This window comes from Actinacidiphila acidipaludis (assembly GCF_019890725.1).
Lineage (GTDB): Bacteria > Actinomycetota > Actinomycetes > Streptomycetales > Streptomycetaceae > Actinacidiphila > Actinacidiphila acidipaludis.
On the sequence record NZ_JAINZZ010000059.1, the window covers coordinates 1 to 21,148 of the forward strand.

The 21,148-nt window shown below is 71.8% G+C and carries 12 protein-coding genes, 1 tRNA gene and 1 pseudogene; 13 read left to right on the forward strand and 1 reads right to left on the reverse strand.

Features of this window, described 5'->3' with window-relative positions; genetic code table 11:
- Positions 1-131 precede the first annotated feature (131 nt).
- The 4 genes from K7862_RS30540 (at position 132) to K7862_RS30555 (ending at position 2,757) form a co-directional block, all read left to right on the forward strand.
- Positions 132-851 (forward strand): DegT/DnrJ/EryC1/StrS family aminotransferase, encoded by a 720-nt coding sequence (locus K7862_RS30540; RefSeq protein ID WP_222968058.1) that lies wholly within the window; start codon positions 132-134, stop codon positions 849-851.
- A 74-nt stretch (positions 852-925) separates the two neighbouring features.
- Positions 926-998, forward strand: a tRNA-Thr gene (locus tag K7862_RS30545).
- 194 nt (positions 999-1,192) lie between these two features.
- On the forward strand, positions 1,193-1,603 hold the full coding sequence (locus K7862_RS30550) for a YciI family protein (RefSeq protein ID WP_222968059.1): 411 nt from the start codon (positions 1,193-1,195) through the stop codon (positions 1,601-1,603).
- Positions 1,604-1,611: 8 nt separating this feature from the next.
- Positions 1,612-2,757 (forward strand): RNA polymerase sigma factor, encoded by a 1,146-nt coding sequence (locus K7862_RS30555; protein WP_222968101.1) that lies wholly within the window; start codon positions 1,612-1,614, stop codon positions 2,755-2,757.
- Between the two features lie 83 nt (positions 2,758-2,840).
- Here the strand turns inward: K7862_RS30555 and K7862_RS30560 are convergent, their stop codons facing one another.
- Positions 2,841-5,471 (reverse strand): SpoIIE family protein phosphatase, encoded by a 2,631-nt coding sequence (locus tag K7862_RS30560; protein ID WP_222968060.1) that lies wholly within the window; start codon positions 5,469-5,471, stop codon positions 2,841-2,843.
- A gap of 326 nt (positions 5,472-5,797) precedes the next feature.
- On the opposite strand from K7862_RS30560, the gene K7862_RS30565 reads away from it, so the two are divergent.
- The 9 genes and pseudogenes from K7862_RS30565 (at position 5,798) to K7862_RS30605 (ending at position 20,738) form a co-directional block, all read left to right on the forward strand.
- Complete coding sequence (locus K7862_RS30565) at positions 5,798-11,266, forward strand: HAMP domain-containing hybrid sensor histidine kinase/response regulator (protein WP_222968061.1); 5,469 nt, start codon at positions 5,798-5,800, stop codon at positions 11,264-11,266.
- Between the two features lie 266 nt (positions 11,267-11,532).
- A complete protein-coding gene (locus K7862_RS30570) occupies positions 11,533-12,222 on the forward strand; it encodes a response regulator (protein WP_222968102.1) in 690 nt (229 codons plus the stop codon).
- A gap of 162 nt (positions 12,223-12,384) precedes the next feature.
- Positions 12,385-15,105 (forward strand): DNA translocase FtsK, encoded by a 2,721-nt coding sequence (locus K7862_RS30575; RefSeq protein WP_222968062.1) that lies wholly within the window; start codon positions 12,385-12,387, stop codon positions 15,103-15,105.
- A 283-nt stretch (positions 15,106-15,388) separates the two neighbouring features.
- Positions 15,389-16,195 carry a helix-turn-helix domain-containing protein gene (locus K7862_RS30580; RefSeq protein ID WP_222968103.1) on the forward strand — a complete coding sequence of 269 codons (807 nt, stop codon included), beginning with the start codon at positions 15,389-15,391 and terminating at the stop codon, positions 16,193-16,195.
- Positions 16,196-16,413: 218 nt separating this feature from the next.
- Positions 16,414-17,961 (forward strand): annotated as a pseudogene (gene rimO, locus K7862_RS30585) (30S ribosomal protein S12 methylthiotransferase RimO); the annotation flags it as partial.
- 158 nt (positions 17,962-18,119) lie between these two features.
- The gene (gene pgsA, locus K7862_RS30590) at positions 18,120-18,881 is read left to right on the forward strand and encodes a CDP-diacylglycerol--glycerol-3-phosphate 3-phosphatidyltransferase (RefSeq protein WP_222968064.1); all 762 of its coding nucleotides are present in this window, start codon (positions 18,120-18,122) and stop codon (positions 18,879-18,881) included.
- Positions 18,878-19,438: a CinA family protein gene (locus K7862_RS30595; RefSeq protein WP_222968066.1), complete on the forward strand. Its 561-nt coding sequence runs from the start codon at positions 18,878-18,880 to the stop codon at positions 19,436-19,438. Before pgsA ends, K7862_RS30595 begins: the two co-directional genes overlap by 4 nt.
- A 152-nt stretch (positions 19,439-19,590) precedes the next feature.
- Positions 19,591-19,983, forward strand: coding sequence for a helix-turn-helix domain-containing protein (locus K7862_RS30600; protein WP_222968067.1), 393 nt, complete (start codon positions 19,591-19,593; stop codon positions 19,981-19,983).
- 284 nt (positions 19,984-20,267) lie between these two features.
- Positions 20,268-20,738 (forward strand): Dps family protein, encoded by a 471-nt coding sequence (locus K7862_RS30605; protein WP_222968069.1) that lies wholly within the window; start codon positions 20,268-20,270, stop codon positions 20,736-20,738.
- Positions 20,739-21,148: the final 410 nt, after the last annotated feature.

Here is a 21,148-nt window from a genome sequence, read left to right on the forward strand (position 1 = left end):
TCTTTCGGAAAACCCCGACTCCTGAGCTTCGGCTCAGGGGCCGGGGTTTTTCTGTTTTCCGTTACCTGATGTTCACGTCTTCCCGGGAACCTGGCGGCACCGACAGCCGGAGGTGTGGAGACGTGCAGCAGATGACGACTGCCGGACGACGGCACAGGATCGCCGCGGAGGCGACCGCCGCCTCGTTCCGCGACGCGCTGGTGGAACTGGGAATCGGCACCGGTGACGAGGTCATCGTGCCCTCGTTCGGACCGAGCGCGCCCGCCGACGGCGTCCGACTGGCCGGCGCCCTCCCGGTGTTCGCGGACATCGATCCGCGGACCTTCTGCCTCGACCCGGTAGCGGTCGCGGCGAGCATCACCTCGCGCACCGCCGCGATCATCCCGGTCGGCGTCTTCGGACACCCCGCGCCTCTCGCCCGCCTGGGCGAGCTGGCCGACCGCCGGTCCCTGGCCCTGGTCGAAGAGGGCGTTGAGAGCGAGGACATCGGGGCCGTGGCGCGGCGCCGCGCTCATGCGCGCTTCCTCGACTCGGCACTCAAGAGCGTCGTCGTCCCCTTCGCCGAGCCGGGCGTGCACCACCTCTACCACCAGTACACCGTGCGGATACCCGGCAACGGCCGGCCCGACCGGGACGCCTTCGCGCTGGCCCTGGCGAGGCGGGGCGTGCGGGCCACGGTCAGCGTCCCCGTGCCGGTCCACCGGATGCCGGCCCACCGGTCCGGCGCCGTCCTCCCGGAGACCGAGCGGGCGGCTGCCGACAGCCTCACGCTGCCGGTCCACTCGGCGCTCACCCAGCGGGAGTTGACCCACGTCGCCGACGCCTGCAACGCGCTCGGCGGACTGCTCTGAAAGACCTTCCGAACCTGCTCGGACAGGGTTTCGCCGCACACCCGTTCATGGGCTAATATCGTCCCGTCGACAGCGCCCCAATAGCTCAGTCGGTAGAGCGTCTCCATGGTAAGGAGAAGGTCTACGGTTCGATTCCGTATTGGGGCTCCGATGGAAGAGGCCCCCGCCGCGCCGGCGGGGGCCTCTTCGTTGCCCCGGCCGGTGCGTTGTCTCCACCGGTTCGGTGGTCTCCGCCGGACGGCCCAAAGAATTGTGGGCGCGGATGTCGAGAACCCGGGACCGGCTCCGTCCCAGGGGTGAGCGCGACCACAATGGGCCGCATCGCACGGAGGAGAGTCACCATGGCCAAGTACCTGCTGCTGAAGCACTACCGAGGCGCTCCGGCCGCCGTCAACGACGTCCCCATGGACCGGTGGACGCCGGAGGAGGTCTCCGCGCACATCCAGTACATGCGGGACTTCGCCGACCGGCTGGAGAAGAGCGGGGAGTTCGTCGACGGCCAGGCCCTGTCACCTGAGGGGACGTTCGTCCGCTACGACGGCGAGGGCCGGCCGCCGGTCACCGACGGCCCGTTCGCCGAGACCAAGGACCTCATCGCCGGCTGGATGGTCATCGACGTCGACACCTACGAGCGGGCCGTGGAGCTGGCCGGTGAGCTCTCGGCCGCCCCCGGCGCGGGCGGCAGGCCGATCCACGAATGGCTCGAACTGCGCCCGTTCCTCGTCGAGACGCCCCCGACCATCACGGAGTGACCGTTCCCATGGACGAGGCCCTGCTGCGGAGCCTCACGCCGAGCGTGCTCACCGTCCTCGTCCGCCGCGGAGCAGACTTCGCGGCCGCCGAGGACGCGGTGCAGGACGCGCTCGTCGAGGCGGTGCGCGTCTGGCCGGCCGACCCGCCGCGCGATCCCAAGGGCTGGCTGATCACCGTCGCGTGGCGCCGCTTCCTCGACGCCACGCGGGCCGACGCGGCACGCCGTCGCCGGGAGGACGTCGTCGAGGTCGAGCCGGCGCCCGGGCCCGCGCCGGAGCACGACGACACGCTCCAGCTCTACTTCCTGTGCGCCCACCCCTCGTTGACACCGTCGTCCGCGGTCGCCCTCACCCTGCGCGCGGTGGGCGGGCTGACCACCCGGCAGATCGCCCAGGCCTACCTGGTCCCGGAGGCGACCATGGCCCAGCGCATCAGCCGGGCCAAGCGGACCGTCTCGGGTGTGCGGTTCGAGCAGCCCGGCGACGTCGCGACCGTGCTGCGGGTCCTCTACCTGGTCTTCAACGAGGGGTACTCCGGGGACGTCGACCTCGCCGCGGAGGCCATCCGGCTCACCCGGCAGCTCGCGGCCACGTTCGACCACCCCGAGGTGGCCGGGCTGCTCGCCCTCATGCTGCTGCACCACGCCCGCCGTGCGGGCAGGACGGCGCCCGACGGCGGCCTGGTGCCGCTCGCCGAGCAGGACCGCGGCAGATGGGACACCGCGGCGATCGCCGAGGGCGTCGTGATCCTGCAGGCCGCGCTGGCCCGGGACCGGCTCGGCGAGTTCCAGGCCCAGGCCGCGATCGCGGCGCTCCACGCCGACGCGCCCACCGCGGCGGAGACCGACTGGGTGCAGATCGTCGAGTGGTACGACGAGCTCGTACGCCTGACCGACAGCCCGGTCGTCCGGCTCAACCGTGCCGTCGCGGTCGGCGAGGCCGACGGCCCGCGCGCTGGGCTTTCGGCCCTCGCCGAACTGCACGACACGCTGCCCCGCCACGCCGCCGTCGCCGCCTACCTCCACGAGCGCGACGGCAACCTTGCCACGGCGGCGCGGCTGTACGCGGAAGCCGCCCGGCAGGCATCCCATGTCGCCGAGCGCGACTACCTGACCCGGCAGGCCGCGCGCCTCAACACCCTCGGCGCACGCTGACGTCGGTGCCGCGCCCGTCTCGCCTCAGGAGGCGGGCGGGCTCAGGCGGGCAGCCTCACGCGGGCGGGCTCAGGCGGGCAGCCTCACGCGGGCAGGCTCGGCACCCGCATGGCCAGGATCGCCATGTCGTCGGACGGCGCGTCGGAGGCGAAGCGTTCCACTGCCCGCTGGATGCGCGCGGCGACCGCGCCCGCGGTCAGCCCGGTGCAGGTGGCGAGCACGTCCGCGAGCCCGTCGTCGCCGAGCATGCGGGTGCCCTCGCGGCGCTCGGTCACGCCGTCGGTGACGCACAGCAGCACGTCGCCGGGGTCGAGGGTGACGGACTGCTCGACGAGTTCGAGGTCCTCCATCACACCCAGCAGCGGCTGCGGTTCCGCGGCCGGCTCCACCGAGCCGTCCGGGCGCAGCCGCAGCGGCAGCGGATGGCCGGCGCACACCATGCGGAGCACCGCGCTGCCGTCGTGCTGCGGCCACAGCTCGCCGTAGAGCAGCGTCAGGAAGCGGCTGCGGGCGCCCTCGTCGAGGATGGCGGCGTTCAGGCGTTCCAGTACGGCAGGACCGCCGAAGCCCTCACGGGCCAGCAGCCGCAGCGCGTGCCGGGCGAGGCCGGTGACGGCCGCGGCCTCCGGCCCGGTGCCGCACACGTCGCCGATGGCGAAGCCCCAGCAGCCGTCGCGGATCGGGAACAGGTCGTAGAAGTCGCCGCCGACCTCGTTGCCCTCGCCGGCCGCCCGGTAGACGACCTCGACCTCGACGCCGGGGACCCGCGGCAGCTCGGGCGGCAGCAGGCTGCGCTGCAGCGCCTGGCTGATCGCGGTGCGTTCGCTGTAGAGGCGGGCGTTGTCCAGGGCGAGTGCGGCCCGGCGGGAGAGGTCCTCCGCGAGTTCGAGGATCTCCTGGCGGAACCGCTCGTCTGTGGGCTTGCCGAGGGTCAGCATGCCGATGACGCGGTTGCGGGCGACCAGCGGCAGGACGACGGTCTCGCCGCCGACGGCCGCCGCGGTCGCCAGCGCGAGGCCCGGCGCGCTCGCCGGGCGGCCGCCGCCCGTGGGCGCGGCGCCCAGCCCCAGGCTGCGCAGGGACGCGCGCAGCGCGCCGGAGTGCGCCGCGTCGGAGGGGGCGGTCCAGAACCGGGCGCCGGGCGTCGGGTCGGGGTCCGGCGCCCGCAGCTGGGAGAGCAGCGCCTTGATGCCGTCGATGCGGTCCTCGTCCTCGTGGAGGACGAAGGCCAGTTCGGGCTCGGACTGGTCGGCGATCGTGTAGACCGCGCACCAGCTCGCCAGGGTGGGGACCGTCATCTGCGCCATGAGGGCCAGCGTCTGGTCACGCTCCAGCGTGCCGGCCAGCAGGTCGGACGCCTCGACGAGGAAGGACAGCGAACCGCGGCGCAGCCGCTCCAGCTCGGTGAGCCGGGCGCTCTCCACGGCCAGCGCGATGCGGTCGGCGGCGAACTGGAGCCGCAGCGCCTCCTGGTTGGAGTAGCGGCCCGGGGCCTCGGCGGCCACGCCGATCGACCCGGTGAGGCGGCCCTCGACCTTCAGCGGCACGGTGACCACCGAGCGCATGCCGGTGCCGGACAGCAGCGGGACGGCGCCGGGGACCGCGGTGAGGTCCTCGTGGACCGCGGGCATGCGGGCGCTGCCGTAGCGGCCGGTGCCGGCCTCGACGGGGACGCGGGCGAAGCGCTGGCGGGCCGAGGGCAGACCGGTGGAGGCGCGGACCTCCAGCTCGGTCTCGTCGTCGGTGGCGAGCAGCAGGTAGGCGGCGTCGCCGTCGAGCATGTCGCGGGCGCGCTCCACAGTGCGCTGCAGCAGCCCGTCCAGGTCGTCGGGCGCGGGCGAGCCGATGAAGACCTCGAAGGCGTCGGAGCTCTTGTCGCGCTGGCTGAGGCTGTTGTCGATCTGGACGGCGCCGCGGGTGGGGCTCTGCAGGACCGCGCGCTCCTCGGCCCGCACCAGCAGACACACGGTCGAGGGCTCGCCCGAGCTGTCACGGACCCGCAGGTGGGAGCCGTAGACGGGCAGGACGCGGCCGGAGGAGTCCCGCAGGCCGTAGGTGCCCTCCCAGCGGGAGAGCTGGAGGGCCTCGGCGAGGCCGATGCCGGTGCCCGGCGTCTGCGGCCAGGCGGTGATGTCGGCGAGCGACTTGCCGACGACGTCGGAGGCCGCGTGGCCGAACAGATCGGCGGCGTCGTCGTTCCACCGGGTGATGCCGCCCTGGCGGTCGACCTGGACGACGGCGACCCTGACCCGTTCGTCGGCGACCGGGAGCGAGGAGGGCGGCAGCAGCGGGCCGGCGGACCGGGTGCCGGCGGGCCGCTCGGGAAGGTCGAGCTGGAACCAGACGTGCTTGCCCGCGGCTGTGTACTCCACGCCCCAGCGGCTGGCCAGGGCGGCGCACAGCATCAGTCCGCGGCCGCCCTCGTTGTCGGTCTCCCGGAACTGCCGGCCGCGGCTCTGCAGCGGGATCTCGCGATCGGGGTAGTGGTCGGCGACCTCGACCCGGACCGCGGTCTCGTAGCGCAGGCACTGCACGTCGGCGGCGGTGCCGGCGTGGACGACCGCGTTGGTGACGAGTTCACTGGTGAGGACGACGGCGTCGTCGACCACGTCGGCGAAACCCCAGCCCTGCAGGGTGTCGCGGACGAAGGCGCGGGCGCCCGCGACGGACCGCCCCACCGGTTCGAAGGTGGCCGCTGCCCGCGCCGTGATCACCGGTCTCCTCGCTGCTCCTGACAAGGCGGGCGCGCACCTCACGTCCGCAGGCCTGCCGCCGCGCTGCTCGACTGCCACCGGCGGCTCCTCAGAGGTGTATGCCCACCGCACACGGGCGGGCACCCGATACCAAGGGCCAGGTTACTGATCCGTGAGGACCGTCCGTGCGCCGGTTGCGGGTGTTTCCACCCTGAAGATGCCCGCCGGTCATATGCGATGCTGCCGAACTGTTATGGCCGGGCGGGGCCGGAGTGAAACACTGGGCATGCACTGCAGTCGGCAACATTGCACATCTGCGGGTCGGTCGACCCCCCAGGAGGGACACGGTGGAGTCTGGCGCATCGGCGCGGACCACGGTCGCGCGTACGAAGAACGGACGATCCCGTGGCAGCGGGACCGTCGAGGTCGACTCGGCATCGCTGACCAAGCTGCTGGCGGCGCTGGCCGCGATGCGGGACGGAAATTTCCGCAAGCGGCTGACGGTGACCGGCGAGGGGCCGATGGCGGAGATCGCCGCGGTCTTCAACGAGGTGGCGGACCGCAACCAGCATCTCACCGGTGAGCTGGCCCGGGTGCGCCGCGTCGTCGGCCGGGACGGCAAGCTGACCGAGCGGCTGGAGACCGGGGCCTGCGAGGGCGCCTGGGCGTCGGCCATCGAGGCGTCGAACGCCCTGGTGGACGACCTGGTGCGGCCGGTGTCCGAGGTGGGCCGGGTGCTGTCGGCGGTCGCCGAGGGCGACCTGGAACAGCGCATGGACCTGCGCGCGCAGAACGCCGACGGCTCGGCGCATCCGCTGCGCGGCGAGTTCCTGAAGGTCGGCCGGACGGTGAACGGCCTGGTGGACCAGCTGTCCGCGTTCACCGACGAGGTGACCCGGGTGGCCAGCGAGGTCGGCACCGAGGGCAAGCTCGGCGGCCAGGCGAAGGTGCGGGGGGTGTCGGGTTCGTGGAAGGACCTGACGGATTCCGTGAACACCATGGCCTACCGGCTGACCGCGCAGGTGCGGGACATCGCGCTGGTGACGACGGCGGTGGCCAAGGGCGACCTGTCCCGCAAGGTCACCGTGCACGTGGCCGGCGAGATGCTGGAGCTGAAGAACACCGTCAACACGATGGTCGACCAGCTGTCGTCCTTCTCCTCCGAGGTGACCCGTGTCGCCCGCGAGGTGGGGACCGAGGGCGAGCTGGGCGGCCAGGCGCAGGTGCCGGGCGTGGCCGGCGTGTGGAAGGACCTGACGGACTCCGTCAACCTGATGGCCGGGAACCTCACCGCCCAGGTGCGGGACATCGCGCAGGTGACCACCGCGGTCGCCAACGGCGACCTGACCCAGAAGATCACCATCGGCGCGCGCGGCGAGGTCGCGCAGCTCGCCGAGACCATCAACGCCATGACCGAGACGCTGCGGACCTTCGCCGACGAGGTGACCCGCGTCGCCGGTGAGGTCGGCGCCGAGGGCCAGCTGGGCGGTCAGGCGCAGGTGCCGGGCGCGGCGGGGACGTGGAAGGACCTGACGGACTCCGTCAACACCGCGTTCCGCAACCTCACCGCGCAGGTGCGCGACATCGCCCAGGTGACGACGGCGGTCGCCAACGGCGACCTGTCGCAGAAGGTCACGGTCGACGTCTCCGGCGAGATGCTGGAGCTGAAGAACACCGTCAACACGATGGTCGACCAGCTCTCGGCGTTCGGCGCCGAGGTGACGCGGGTGGCCCGCGAGGTCGGCGTCGAGGGCCAGCTCGGCGGCCAGGCGGCCGTGCCGGGCGCGGCGGGGACGTGGAAGGACCTGACGGACTCCGTCAACACCGCGTTCCGCAACCTCACCGGCCAGGTCCGCAACATCGCCCAGGTGACCACCGCGGTCGCCAACGGCGACCTGACGCAGAAGGTCACGGTCGACGTCTCCGGCGAGATGCTGGAGCTGAAGAACACCGTGAACCGCATGGTGGACCAGCTCGGCTCGTTCTCGGCCCAGGTGACCCGGATGGCCACGGACGTGGGGACCGAGGGCCGCCTCGGCGGTCAGGCCCGGGTGGACGGCGTCAGCGGCACCTGGAAGGACCTGACGGACTCCGTCAACTTCATGGCCGGCAACCTGACGTCCCAGGTGCGGCAGATCGCCCAGGTGACGACGGCGGTCGCCCGCGGTGACCTGTCGCAGAAGATCGACGTCGACGCGCGCGGCGAGATCCTGGAGCTGAAGAACACCATCAACACGATGGTCGACCAGCTCTCGTCGTTCGCCGAGCAGGTGACCCGGGTGGCCCGCGAGGTGGGCACCGACGGCCGCCTCGGCGGCCAGGCGCAGGTGCCCGGCGTGGCCGGCGTGTGGCGCGACCTGACCGACTCGGTGAACTTCATGGCCGGGAACCTCACGGCCCAGGTCCGCAACATCGCCCAGGTCGCCACCGCGGTCGCCCGCGGTGACCTGTCGCAGAAGATCGACGTGGACGCCAAGGGCGAGATCCTCGAGCTGAAGAACACCCTGAACACCATGGTCGACCAGCTCTCGTCGTTCGCCGAGGAGGTCACCCGGGTGGCCCGCGAGGTGGGCACCGAGGGCATCCTGGGCGGTCAGGCCGAGGTCAAGGGTGTCTCCGGCACCTGGAAGGACCTCACCCAGTCCGTCAACTTCATGGCGAACAACCTCACCAGCCAGGTCCGCAACATCGCCGACGTCACCGGTGCGGTCGCCAACGGCGACCTGTCCCGCAAGATCACCGTCGACGCCAAGGGCGAGATCCTCGCCCTGGTGACGACCGTGAACACGATGGTGGACACGCTGTCGGCGTTCGGTGACGAGGTGACCCGGGTGGCCCGCGAGGTGGGCACCGAGGGCCAGCTGGGCGGTCAGGCGCGGGTGCGCGACGTCTCGGGCATCTGGAAGGACCTGACCGAGTCCGTCAACGGCATGGCCTCCAACCTGACCAGCCAGGTGCGGTCCATCTCCTCCGTGGCGACCGCGGTCGCCAACGGCGACCTGACGAAGAAGATCGACGTCGACGCCCGGGGCGAGATCCTGGAGCTGAAGAACACCATCAACACGATGGTGGACACGCTGTCGGCGTTCGGTGACGAGGTCACCCGCGTGGCCCGCGAGGTGGGCACCGAGGGCATCCTCGGCGGCCAGGCGCGGGTGCCGGGCGTGGCGGGCACCTGGAAGGACCTGACCGAGTCCGTCAACGGCATGGCCTCCAACCTCACCGGCCAGGTGCGGCAGATCGCCCAGGTGACGACGGCGGTCGCGCGCGGCGACCTGTCGAAGAAGATCGACGTCGACGCGCGCGGCGAGATCCTGGAGCTCAAGACCACCATCAACACCATGGTCGGGCAGCTGTCAGCCTTCGGTGACGAGGTGACCCGGGTGGCCCGCGAGGTGGGCACCGAGGGCCGGCTGGGCGGTCAGGCGCGGGTGCCCGGTGTCTCGGGCATCTGGAAGGACCTCACCGAGTCGGTGAACCTGATGGCCAACAACCTGACCAGCCAGGTGCGCAACATCGCCCAGGTCGCCACCGCGGTGACCCGCGGCGACCTCAACCTGCGGATCGACGTGGACGCCGCGGGCGAGATCCTGGAACTGCAGGACTACATCAACACGATGATCGTCCGCCTGCGCGAGACCACGCTCGCCAACAAGGAACAGGACTGGCTGAAGGGCAACCTGGCCCGCATCTCCGGTCTGATGCAGGGCCGGCGCGACCTGCGGGACGTCGCCGCGCTCATCATGAGCGAGCTGACGCCGGTGGTCTCCGCGCAGCACGGCGCCTTCTTCCTCGCCGAGGACACCACCGAGGCGGGCGAGGACTTCGAGCTGCGGATGATCGGCAGTTACGGCTTCTCCCGGCAGACGCTGCAGATCGTCTTCATGCCGGGCGAGGGGCTGATCGGGCAGGCCGCGGTGGAGAAGCGCTCGATCCTCGTCGAGCAGGTCCCGCCGGGCTATCTGAAGATCACCTCGGGGCTCGGCGAGGCGCCGCCGTCCCATCTGATCGTGCTGCCGGTGCTGTTCGAGGGCCGGGTGCTGGGCGTCATCGAGCTGGCCGCCTTCCAGCCGTTCACCCAGATCCAGAAGGACTTCCTCAACCAGATCACCGACATCATCGCGATCAGCGTCAACACCATCTCGGTCAACACCAAGACGGAGTACCTGCTCAAGCAGTCCCAGGAGCTGACCGAGCAACTCCAGGAGCGTTCCGCGGAGTTGGAGAACCGGCAGCGGGCGCTGGAGCTGTCCAACGCCGAACTGGAGGAGAAGGCCGAGCTGCTGGCCCGGCAGAACCGCGACATCGAGGTGAAGAACACCGAGATCGAGGAGGCGCGGCAGGTCCTGGAGGAGCGCGCGGAACAGCTCGCGGTGTCCATGCGCTACAAGTCCGAGTTCCTGGCGAACATGTCGCACGAGCTGCGCACGCCGCTCAACTCCCTGCTGATCCTCGCGAAGCTGCTGGCCGACAACGCCGACCGCAATCTGTCGCCGAAGCAGGTCGAGTTCGCCGAGACCATCCACGGCGCGGGCTCCGACCTGCTGCAGCTGATCAACGACATCCTGGACCTGTCGAAGGTCGAGGCCGGCAAGATGGACGTCTCGCCGACCCGGATCGCGCTGGTCCAGCTGGTCGACTACGTGGAGGCCACCTTCCGGCCGCTGACCGCGGAGAAGGGCCTGGACTTCTCGGTGCGGGTCTCGCCCGAACTGCCGGTCACGCTGCACACCGACGAGCAGCGGCTGCTGCAGGTGCTGCGCAACCTGCTGTCCAATGCGGTGAAGTTCACCGACAGCGGTTCGGTGGAGCTGGTGATCCGCCCGGCCGGTGCCGAGGTGCCGCAGTCGATCCGCGAGCAGCTGCTGGAGGCCGGCAGCCTGCGCGACCCGGACCAGCCGCTCATCGCCTTCTCGGTGACCGACACCGGCATCGGCATCGCCGCCAGCAAGATGCGGGTGATCTTCGAGGCGTTCAAGCAGGCCGACGGCACGACCAGCCGCAAGTACGGCGGCACCGGCCTGGGCCTGTCGATCAGCCGTGAGATCGCCCGCCTGCTGGGCGGCGAGATCCACGCCGACAGCCAGACCGGCCGCGGCTCGACCTTCACCCTGTACCTGCCGATGACGCTCGGTGACGTTCCGCCCGCGGCTCCGCAGCTGCCGGCCGGCACGCAGGGCGAGGAGGGCGAGCAGCAGGGCGGCCGGACCCGCAGCCCCGGCAGCAGCCTCGCCCGGCTGCGCCGCCGGTCCGCCCAGCCCGCGCCGCAGCCGGCCGCGCTGAGCAACGGCCAGGGCGGCGGTCACGGCAGCGGCCAGGGCAGCGGCCACGGCAACGGGCAGAGCAACGGCCGGGCGCAGTCCAACGGTCAGGCGCCCGCCTCCGAGTCGTGGATCGACGACGCCCACTCGGACGCCTACACGGGCTTCTCCGGCGGTTTCAGCGGCGAGAAGGTGCTCATCGTCGACGACGACATCCGCAACGTCTTCGCGCTCACCAGCGTCCTGGAGCAGCACGGCCTGACCGTGCTGTACGCCGAGAACGGGCGCGAGGGCATCGAGGTCCTGGAGCAGTACGACGACATCGCCGTGGTGCTGATGGACATCATGATGCCGGAGATGGACGGCTACGCGACGACCTCGGCGATCCGCAAGATGCCGCAGTTCGCCGGGCTGCCGATCATCGCCCTCACCGCGAAGGCCATGAAGGGCGACCGGGAGAAGGCCATCGAGTCGGGGGCGTCGGATTATGTGACGAAGCCGGTCGACACCGACCATCTGCTGACACTCATGGAGCAGTGGATGCATGCCCGCTGATCCCGGCGTGGCGGCTTTGACGCCGGGGGCGCGCCTGCGGTACGAACTTTTGCCGACTCGTGTGTCTGGTGAGGTGTGAGGGCGCCGGATGCGGGGAACCTTCTGGACTCCGCCTGCGTTTCCGGTATGTGTTGAGTGACCTGGCGGTGACAGGGTGTGGCGAACGGCGGGGTGCGGCTACCATGACCGGCACAAGGACGGGCGGCATGACGGAGCTGTCCCCGGGGGCGGCGACCGGCACAGGACCGGGGCGAGGAGGGCGGGCCATGGTGCAGAAGGCCAAGATCCTCCTGGTCGATGACCGGCCGGAGAATCTGCTGGCGCTGGAGGCGATCCTCTCGGCGCTCGATCAGACCCTGGTGCGGGCATCGTCCGGGGAGGAGGCGCTGAAGGCGCTGCTCACCGACGACTTCGCGGTGATCCTGCTCGACGTGCAGATGCCGGGCATGGACGGGTTCGAGACCGCGGCCCACATCAAGCGGCGGGAGCGGACGCGGGACATCCCGATCATCTTCCTGACCGCGATCAACCACGGCCCGCACCACACCTTCCGCGGCTACGCGGCCGGCGCGGTGGACTACATCTCCAAGCCGTTCGACCCGTGGGTGCTGCGGGCCAAGGTGTCGGTCTTCGTCGACCTGTACATGAAGAACTGTCAGCTGCGTGAGCAGGCGGCGCTGCTGCGGCTCCAGTTGGACCAGGGCGCTAACGGCTCGGGCTCCAACGGCAGCAAGGAGTCCGCGGGGCTGCTCGCCGAGCTGTCCGCGCGGCTCGCCGCGGTCGAGGAGCAGGCCGAGGCGCTGAGCAAGCAGCTCGACGAGTCTGCGGACGCCGCGGCGGTGGCCACCGCCGCGCACCTGGAGCGCAAACTCAGCGGGCTGCGGCGGGCGCTGGACGCCCTGGAGCCGCCCCGCTCGGGCAGCGACGGCATCGTCAAGCAGCAGGGCCCGGAGTAAGTCGGGTACCGGCCGGGGGAGTTCCTCCGGGGGCGGCGCCATCAGCGTGCCGGTGACCAGGGTTGACGCGATGTCAATCATCTGATCGGCACGCCCCGACACGAACGGGCGTATGCACGGCCAGGCGTGTTCCCCGATCACAAGGGCGGTAGTGTCGGCACCATGGCCCCCCGTACGTCTGGCACCGCCAAGAAAGCCCCGGCGAAGCCTGCGGCGAAGAAGACCGCGGCGAAGAAGCCCGCGGCCAAGAGGCCTGCTCCCAGGCCGCCCGCGAAGAAGGCGGCGGCCAGACCCGCGCCCAAGCCGGTCCCGTCACCCACCAGCGGCCTGTACCGCATGGTGCGTGCCCTGTGGCTGGGACTGGCCCACGCCGTCGGGGCGGTCTTCCGGGGCATAGGGCGCGGCGCACGCGGCCTGGACCCCGCCCACCGCAAGGACGGACTGGCGCTGCTGCTGCTCGGCCTGACCCTGGTCGTGGCCGCCGGCACCTGGTCCAACCTGCACGGACCGGTCGGCGACCTCGTGCAGATGCTGGTGACCGGATCCTTCGGCCGCCTGGACCTGCTGGTGCCCTTCCTGCTCGGCGCGGTCGCGATCCGGCTGATGCGGCACCCGGAACAGCCCGAGGCCAACGGCCGGATCGTGATCGGCCTGTCCGCGCTGGTGATCGGCGCGCTCGGCCTGGTCCACCTGGCCTGCGGGGCGCCGAGCCGCGCCGAGGGCTCCCAGGCGCTCCGCGACGCCGGCGGCCTCATCGGCTGGGCGGCGGCCTCCCCGCTCACGTACACCGTCGGCGCGCCGCTGGCCGTGCCGCTGCTGCTGCTCTTCACCGTGTTCGGGCTGCTGGTCGTCACCGCCACCCCGGTCAACGCCATCCCGCAGCGGCTGCGCCAGGCCGGTACCCGCCTCGGGCTGTACGCGACCCCGCCGGACCCCGAGGCGGTGCCGCTGGAGGAGTTCTTCGACGAGGACGCCGCGGACGACCCGGGGACCGAGGAAGAGTCCCCGGTGCGCCGGGTCCCGCTGCGCTTCACCAAGTCCCCGGCGGAATCCGGCGCGGGGCCGTACGACGTCGACCGCGACGGCCCGATGGACGGCGACGCCGAGCCCAAGCCGCGCCGCCGCCCCAAGCGGCGGCCCGCGAACGCCGACGCCGGCGACGGCCCTGACGCGGTGGACGTGGCCGCCGCCGCGGCCGCGGCGCTCGACGGCGCGGTGCTGCACGGCGTGCAGCCCTCACCGCTGGTGGCCGACCTCACCAGCCGGATGAAGAAGCAGGTGCCCGCCGCCCGCGGCGAGGACACCGGCGGCGCCGAGGGCTCCGTCCCCGACCTCACCAAGGCCGCGCCCGAACCCTCCGGCCAGCCGCTGCCGCCGCGCGCCGAACAGCTCCAGCTGTCCGGCGACATCACCTACGCCCTGCCCTCCCTGGACCTGCTGGAGCGCGGCGGCCCCGGCCGCACCCGCAGCGCGGCCAACGACGCGGTGGTCGCCTCGCTCAGCCAGGTGTTCAAGGAGTTCAAGGTCGACGCCAGCGTCACCGGCTTCACCCGCGGGCCGACGGTCACCCGCTACGAGGTGGAGCTGGGCGCCGCGGTCAAGGTCGAGCGGATCACCGCCCTGGCCAAGAACATCGCCTACTCCGTCGCCAGCCCCGACGTGCGGATCATCAGCCCGATCCCCGGCAAGTCCGCGGTCGGCATCGAGATCCCCAACAGCGACCGCGAGATGGTCAACCTCGGTGACGTGCTGCGCTCGGCCGAGGCCGCGGGCGAGGAGCACCCGATGACCGTCGCGCTCGGCAAGGACGTCGAGGGCGGCTACGTTCTGGCCAACATCGCCAAGATGCCGCACGTGCTGGTGGCCGGCGCCACCGGCTCCGGCAAGTCGTCCTGCATCAACTGCCTCATCACCTCGGTGATGGCCCGGGCCACCCCGGACGAGGTGCGGATGGTGCTGATCGACCCCAAGCGCGTCGAGCTCACCGCCTACGAGGGCATCCCGCACCTGATCACGCCCATCATCACCAACCCCAAGCGGGCCGCGGAGGCCCTGCAGTGGGTGGTGCGCGAGATGGACCTGCGCTACGACGACCTCGCGGCCTACGGCTTCCGGCACATCGACGACTTCAACGCCGCGGTGCGCTCGGGGAAGGCCAAGACGCCCGAGGGCAGCGAACGCGAGCTGTCGCCGTACCCGTACCTGCTGGTCATCGTGGACGAGCTGGCCGACCTGATGATGGTCGCGCCGCGCGACGTGGAGGACTCCATCGTCCGCATCACCCAGCTCGCCCGGGCCGCCGGCATCCACCTGGTGCTCGCCACCCAGCGGCCCAGCGTCGACGTCGTCACCGGCCTGATCAAGGCCAATGTGCCCTCCCGGCTCGCCTTCGCCACCTCCTCGCTCGCCGACAGCCGCGTCATCCTCGACCAGCCCGGCGCCGAGAAGCTGATCGGCAAGGGCGACGGGCTGTTCCTGCCGATGGGCGCGAACAAGCCGATCCGCATGCAGGGCGCGTTCGTCACCGAGTCCGAGGTCGCCAAGGTCGTCGAGCACTGCAAGACCCAGCTGACCCCGACCTACCGCTCGGACGTCACCGTCGGCAGCGGGCCGAAGAAGGAGATCGACGAGGAGATCGGCGACGACCTGGACCTGCTGTGCCAGGCCGCGGAGCTGGTCGTCTCCACGCAGTTCGGCTCCACCTCCATGCTCCAGCGCAAGCTGCGGGTGGGCTTCGCCAAGGCCGGCCGGCTGATGGACCTGATGGAGTCGCGCGGCATCGTCGGTCCCAGCGAGGGCTCCAAGGCCCGCGACGTGCTGGTCAAGGCGGACGAGATCGACGGGGTCCTGGCCGTCATCCGCGGCGGCGAAGCGCCCGCCTGACCGCGCGGTCCTGAAGGCGCCCTCCGACCACCCGGCCGATGGCCGGACTGATAGTCGGAGGATCTGTCAGCAGGTGTGCCGGACGGGTACGCGGGGCAAGTTCTGGGGCAACCGTTTCTCCGGCTCATACGTCAAGTTGTTACAGGGGACGATCCCGTCTCCGCCGCGTGGCAGAGCCTCAGCCCGTGTGGCGGACAAAAACGGTCGCCCGCTTGCTCCCGCGTTTTCTCCCGCCCCTAGACTGAACTTCCAGCAGGTGGCTGCACGCTCGAAAGGCGCCCTCGTGTCCATCGGCAACTCGCCCTCCGACGACCGGCCTTCGGTCGGTCGCGCCCTCGCGCAGGCCCGCATCGAATCCGGGCTCTCCGTCGACGAGGTCAGCACCGTCACCAGGGTGCGCGTCCCGATCGTCCAGGCGATCGAGCAGGACGACTTCTCCCGGTGCGGCGGTGACGTGTATGCGCGCGGGCATATCCGATCGCTCGCCCGCGCCGTCGGACTCGATCCCGAGGACCTCGTCGAGCAGTACGCCGCCGAGCACGGCACGGCCACCCCGACCGTGACGGTGCCGCCGGTCTACCAGGCCGAGCGCCGCATCAGGTCCGAACCGCGCCGGCCCAACTGGACGGCCGCGATGATCGCGGCGATCGTCGCCGTGATCGGCTTCGTCGGCTACACCGCCTTCAGCGGCGGAGGCAACAGCAAGCCCACGGCCGGAGCCACGTCCACCCCGACCGCCACCAAGGCCACCCCGAGCCGGACGCCGCAGAGCAACGGCGTGCCCAAGCCCCCGCCGGCGACCAACAGCGCCATCGCCGCGGCCCCGCCCGGGAAGGTGACGGTCAAGGTCACCGCCGCCGGCGGCACCAGCTGGATCCAGGCCACCGACAGCAACGGCAAGCAGCTCTACCAGGACTCGCTGCGCAAGGGGCAGTCGATGACCTGGACCGACGACAAGAAGATCAAGCTCATCGTCGGCAACGCGGGCGCCGTGCAGCTCTTCGTGAACGGCAAGGACCTCGGCGCGGCCGGTACCGACGGCCAGGTCGTCCGCCTCACCTACACCCCCGGCGACCCGATCCAGGGGTGAAAGCCCGGGAATGAGCGCTCACGGGTGAACCTCGCTGCGAGACCCGCCGAGGTCCGCGAGCGTGGCCGCCCGGGAGTGATCTACGGCACTCGTGCCGACGCAGGGAGCTGAGCTTCGCCTGAGCCCGCCTGGAGCCCCCGCGCTCCGGGCGGGCTCAGGCGTGCCGGGGGGTCCGCGGCGCCGGGGGCGGTGACCAGGCACCCGGTAGTCTGGGCACCATGCCAGAACCCCGTACCGTCGCTCTCGTCACGCTCGGCTGCGCTCGCAATGAGGTGGACTCCGAGGAACTCGCCGGCCGGCTGGCGGCGGACGGCTGGCAGCTCGTCGACGACGCCTCCGACGCCGACGTGGCCGTGGTCAATACCTGCGGCTTCGTCGAAGCGGCCAAGAAGGACTCCGTCGACGCGCTGCTGGAGGCCAACGACCTCAAGAACCAGGGCCGTACACAGGCCGTGGTGGCCGTCGGCTGCATGGCCGAGCGGTACGGCAAGGAGCTCGCCGAGGCGCTGCCCGAAGCCGACGGCGTCCTCGGCTTCGACGACTACGCCGACATCTCCGACCGCCTGCGGACGATCCTCAGCGGCGGCGTCCACGCCCCGCACACCCCGCGCGACCGGCGCAAGCTGCTGCCGATCAGCCCGGCCGAGCGGCAGGGCGCCGCAGGGGTGGCGCTGCCCGGGCACGGGCAGGGAGTCGCGGGCTCGGCCGACCCCGCGGGGCTCATCCCCGACGCGGACGGCGGCGCCGGCGCGACGGAGTTCGTGGCGGCGCCGGTGGATCTGCCGGAGGGCGTCGCCCCCGCCTCGGGCCCGCGCGCGCCGCTGCGCCGCCGGCTGGAGTCGGGGCCGGTCGCCTCGGTGAAGCTCGCCTCCGGCTGCGACCGCCGTTGCAGCTTCTGCGCGATCCCGTCCTTCCGCGGCTCCTTCATCTCCCGCCGCCCCTCCGACGTCCTCGGCGAGACCCGCTGGCTCGCCGAGCAGGGCGTCCGCGAGGTCATGCTGGTCAGCGAGAACAACACCTCCTACGGCAAGGACCTCGGCGACCTGCGGCTGCTGGAGACGCTGCTGCCCGAGCTGGCCGCGGTCGACGGCATCGAGCGCGTGCGGGTCAGCTACCTGCAGCCCGCAGAGATGCGCCCCGGCCTGATCGACGCGCTGACCTCGACGCCCGGGGTCGTGCCCTACTTCGACCTGTCCTTCCAGCACTCCGCGCCCGCCGTGCTGCGCGCGATGCGCCGGTTCGGCGACACCGACCGCTTCCTGGAACTGCTCGACACCATCCGCGGCAAGGCCCCCGAGGCGGGCGTCCGGTCCAACTTCATCGTCGGCTTCCCCGGCGAGACGGAGGAGGACCTCGCCGAGCTGGAGCGCTTCCTGACCTCCGCGCGGCTCGACGCCATCGGTGTGTTCGGCTACTCCGACGAGGACGGCACCGAGGCCGCGACCTACGAGAACAAGCTCGACGAGGACGTGGTCGCCGCCCGCCTGGCCCGGGTCTCGCGGCTGGCCGAGGAGCTGACCGCCCAGCGGGCCGAGGAGCGCGTCGGCAGCACCGTGCGGGTCCTGGTCGAGGCCGTGGACGAGGAGACCGGCGAGGTCATCGGCCGCGCCGACCACCAGGCGCCGGAGACCGACGGCCAGGTCGTGCTGACGGACGCGGGCGGCTGGTGGGAGCCGGCGCCCGGCGTGTTCGTCACCGCCCGGGTCACCGGGACCGAGGGCGTGGACCTGATCGCCGAGCCGCTGGCCGTCGAAGAGGGCGGCAGGGACGCCGGTGACGGCGCCGCGGACGCCGCGGTGCTCGCGGCGGTAGTGCCGGCCGAGCGCGGCGAGGCAGCGGATCTGCCGGCGGGCGTCGGCGTCCCGGCGGGACCCGATGTGCCCGCGGGCACTGATGCGCCCGAGGGCGCCGAGGCGGTGGCCAGATGACGGAAGCCCCGGCCTCGCCCCCCTCGGCCCCCGGCCAGGTCGGCCGGCCCGAGGGGTCCGAGCCCGGACTGTGGAACGTCGCCAACCTGCTGACGATGATCAGGCTGCTGCTGGTCCCCGGCTTCGTGCTGCTGCTGGTCCACGGCGACGGTCACGACCCCGCCTGGCGGTCCTTCGCCTGGGCGGCGTTCGCCGTCGCCATGATCACCGACCTCTTCGACGGTGAGCTGGCCCGCCGGTACGGCCTGGTCACCGACTTCGGCAAGATCGCCGACCCGATCGCGGACAAGGCGATCATGGGCGCGGCCCTCATCGGCCTGTCCGGGCTGGGCGACCTGCCGTGGTGGGTCACCATCGTCATCCTGGTGCGCGAGGTCGGCATCACCCTGATGCGGTTCTGGGTGATCCGGCACGGGGTGATTCCGGCCAGCCGCGGCGGCAAGCTCAAGACGCTCACGCAGGGCGTGGCCGTCGGCATGTACATCCTGGCGCTCACCGGCCCGCTGGCTTCGATCCGGGCTTGGCTGATGGGGATCGCGGTCGTGCTGACCGTGGCCACCGGCCTGGACTACGTGCGGCAGGCCGTCGTGCTGCGGCGCGCCGGGCTGGCGGCCCAGGCGCGGATGCGGGTGGAGGCTCCGGCAGCCGAGGCAGCCAAGGAAGCCAAGGAAGCCAACGACGGCAAGGAAGCCCGGGATGCCCGGGAAGCCCGGGATGCCCGGGAGGCCCGGGAGCGGGCCCAGGGGCACGGGGTATGACCGACGGCGGGGAGACGGCGCCCGCGGCGCCGGAAGCCGGCAGCGGCGCCGCGGAGGTCCTGCGGCTGCTGGAGGACGCCGGATGGACACTCGCCGTCGCGGAGTCGCTCACCGGGGGACTGGTGGCCGCGGAGATCGCCTCGGTGCCGGGCGCGTCGCGCAGCTTCCGCGGGTCGGTGACGGCCTACGCGACCGACGTCAAGCATCTGGTGCTCGGGGTCGACGCCGGCTTGCTGGCCGCTCGCGGCGCGGTGGACCCGGACGTCGCCCGAAACATGGCCGAAGGCGTGCGGGATCGTCTGGTGGCCGACTGGGGCGTCTCCACCACCGGGGTGGCCGGACCGGACCCGCAGGACGGAAAGCCGGTGGGCACCGTGTTCGTCGCCGTCGCAGGTCCGGCCGGGACCGAGGTGCGGGCACTCGAACTGAGTGGTGACCGTGCCGCGATCCGTACCGCTTCCGTGGCCGCCGTTCTGGATCTGCTCACGGCGGAGCTGAGAAGGAGTACGGTGGCGGGTCCGGGGTCCGCCGAGGCTCCCGGACAACGTTCCTGGTAGGAGTCCGGGGGCGAGGCATAGGGAAGAAGACGGGGGGTAGCGATGTTTGCAGCCCTGAGTGAACACGTCTTTGCTCCCCGCACGGCCGGTGCCCGAGGCGGTACGGTGGGGCGAGAAGGATGCGGTTTCGCGGTCCGAGGAGGGAGCCACCGATGATCCTGCTCCGTCGCCTGCTTGGTGACGTGCTGCGTCGGCAGCGCCAGCGCCAGGGCCGCACCTTGCGTGAGGTCTCCTCGTCGGCTCGGGTCTCGCTCGGGTACCTCTCGGAGGTCGAGCGGGGGCAGAAGGAGGCGTCCTCCGAACTGCTGTCGGCCATCTGCGACGCGCTGGACGTGCCGATGTCCGAGGTGATGCGCGAGGTCAGCGACGACCTGTCGCTCGCTGAGCTCTCGCAGTCGGCTGCCGCCGAGACCGCTGCCGCCCCGATGCGGCCGCTGCTGGGCGCGGTCACCTCCGTCACCTCTGTGACGTCCACGCCGGACGAACGCATCACGATCAAGGCGCCCAAGAAGTCCGCCGAGGCGGTCGACGTCGTCGCTGCCTGATCGGTACGCGGCCTGACCTGCATGTGCGTGACGGCCCCGAACCGGGATTGCTCCCGGTTCGGGGCCGTTCTGCTGGTCCGCGCATTGGTCCCTCCGATGGACGTCTCTCTGCGTGCATCCATGGCCTGAGCTTGCTTTTGCCATGTGTACGCGACGGGGGCAGGGTAGGCGATGAAGGTCAGCGAAGATCGAACCGCCGCAGAGCGGGACGAACCCCCGGACCGATCACCCCGGGCGCCGGATCCGTCCCGCCGGTCGGCGGCCGAGCGCGAGGAGTGAAGCGCATGACCGTCGTCAAGAGCCCCCTGCACGATGCCGCCCGGAAGACCGTCGGAGATGCCCTGCAGGGCGCCCTGGTCGATCTGATCGATCTGTCCCTGCTGGCCAAGCAGGTGCACTGGAACGTCATCGGTCCGCGCTTCCGGTCCATCCACCTCCAGCTCGACGAAGTGGTGGACACCGCCCGCCTCGCCTCGGACACCGTGGCCGAGCGGGCCTCGGCGATAGGCGTCAGCCCCGACGGCCGGGCCGGAACCGTCTCCAAGAGCAGCGGCATCGACGCCGTGACGGACGGCTGGGTCAAGGACGCCGAGGTCGTGGAGGTCATGGTCACGGCGCTCGACGCGGTCATCACCCGAATGAGGGAACGTATCGCCGCCACCGACGAACCCGACCCCGTCACCCAGGACATCCTCATCGGCATCACGGCGGACCTGGAGAAGTTCCACTGGATGTTCCAGGCCGAGAACGTCTGACGGCGGACCGACCCGCGACGACCCGCACCCCACACCGGGCCGAATCCGCCGGCCGACGAGCCGGACCGCGTGGTGCGACCTTCTCGGGGACCCATGGAGGCGGCGATGCGTGCACGCGGTGCGGTGCGGACGAGGCGGGTGATATGCCACGGTCTCGCGGTCGCCTGCGGTGCGGCGTGGTGGTGGGCGGCGCTGCGGTACGCGTTGGTGCCCGGGTCGCGGCACGGGCTGGGCGAGGCCGCGGCGCTCGCCGGCTGGAGCCTCGGACTCATACCCCTGCACGCCGTCCCCGCGTATGCGCGGCGCGACTCCGGGGACGGCGGAGGGTTTTCGGTCCTCCGGCGCCGCAGGGCCGCGCGGACTCGTGCTGCCGAGACCGCTCCCGGGAGGGCGGCCGCCGATCTGCCGTC

Bases quoted from the DNA above. Each gene is read 5' to 3' on its own strand.
- K7862_RS30540 (WP_222968058.1), top strand. From the start codon at position 132: ATGACGACTGCCGGACGACGGCACAGGATCGCCGCGGAGGCGACCGCC.
- K7862_RS30550 (WP_222968059.1), top strand. From the start codon at position 1,193: ATGGCCAAGTACCTGCTGCTGAAGCACTACCGAGGCGCTCCGGCCGCC.
- K7862_RS30555 (WP_222968101.1), top strand. From the start codon at position 1,612: ATGGACGAGGCCCTGCTGCGGAGCCTCACGCCGAGCGTGCTCACCGTC.
- K7862_RS30570 (WP_222968102.1), top strand. From the start codon at position 11,533: ATGGTGCAGAAGGCCAAGATCCTCCTGGTCGATGACCGGCCGGAGAAT.
- K7862_RS30575 (WP_222968062.1), top strand. From the start codon at position 12,385: ATGGCCCCCCGTACGTCTGGCACCGCCAAGAAAGCCCCGGCGAAGCCT.
- pgsA (WP_222968064.1), top strand. From the start codon at position 18,120: ATGACGGAAGCCCCGGCCTCGCCCCCCTCGGCCCCCGGCCAGGTCGGC.
- K7862_RS30595 (WP_222968066.1), top strand. From the start codon at position 18,878: ATGACCGACGGCGGGGAGACGGCGCCCGCGGCGCCGGAAGCCGGCAGC.
- K7862_RS30600 (WP_222968067.1), top strand. From the start codon at position 19,591: ATGATCCTGCTCCGTCGCCTGCTTGGTGACGTGCTGCGTCGGCAGCGC.
- K7862_RS30605 (WP_222968069.1), top strand. From the start codon at position 20,268: ATGACCGTCGTCAAGAGCCCCCTGCACGATGCCGCCCGGAAGACCGTC.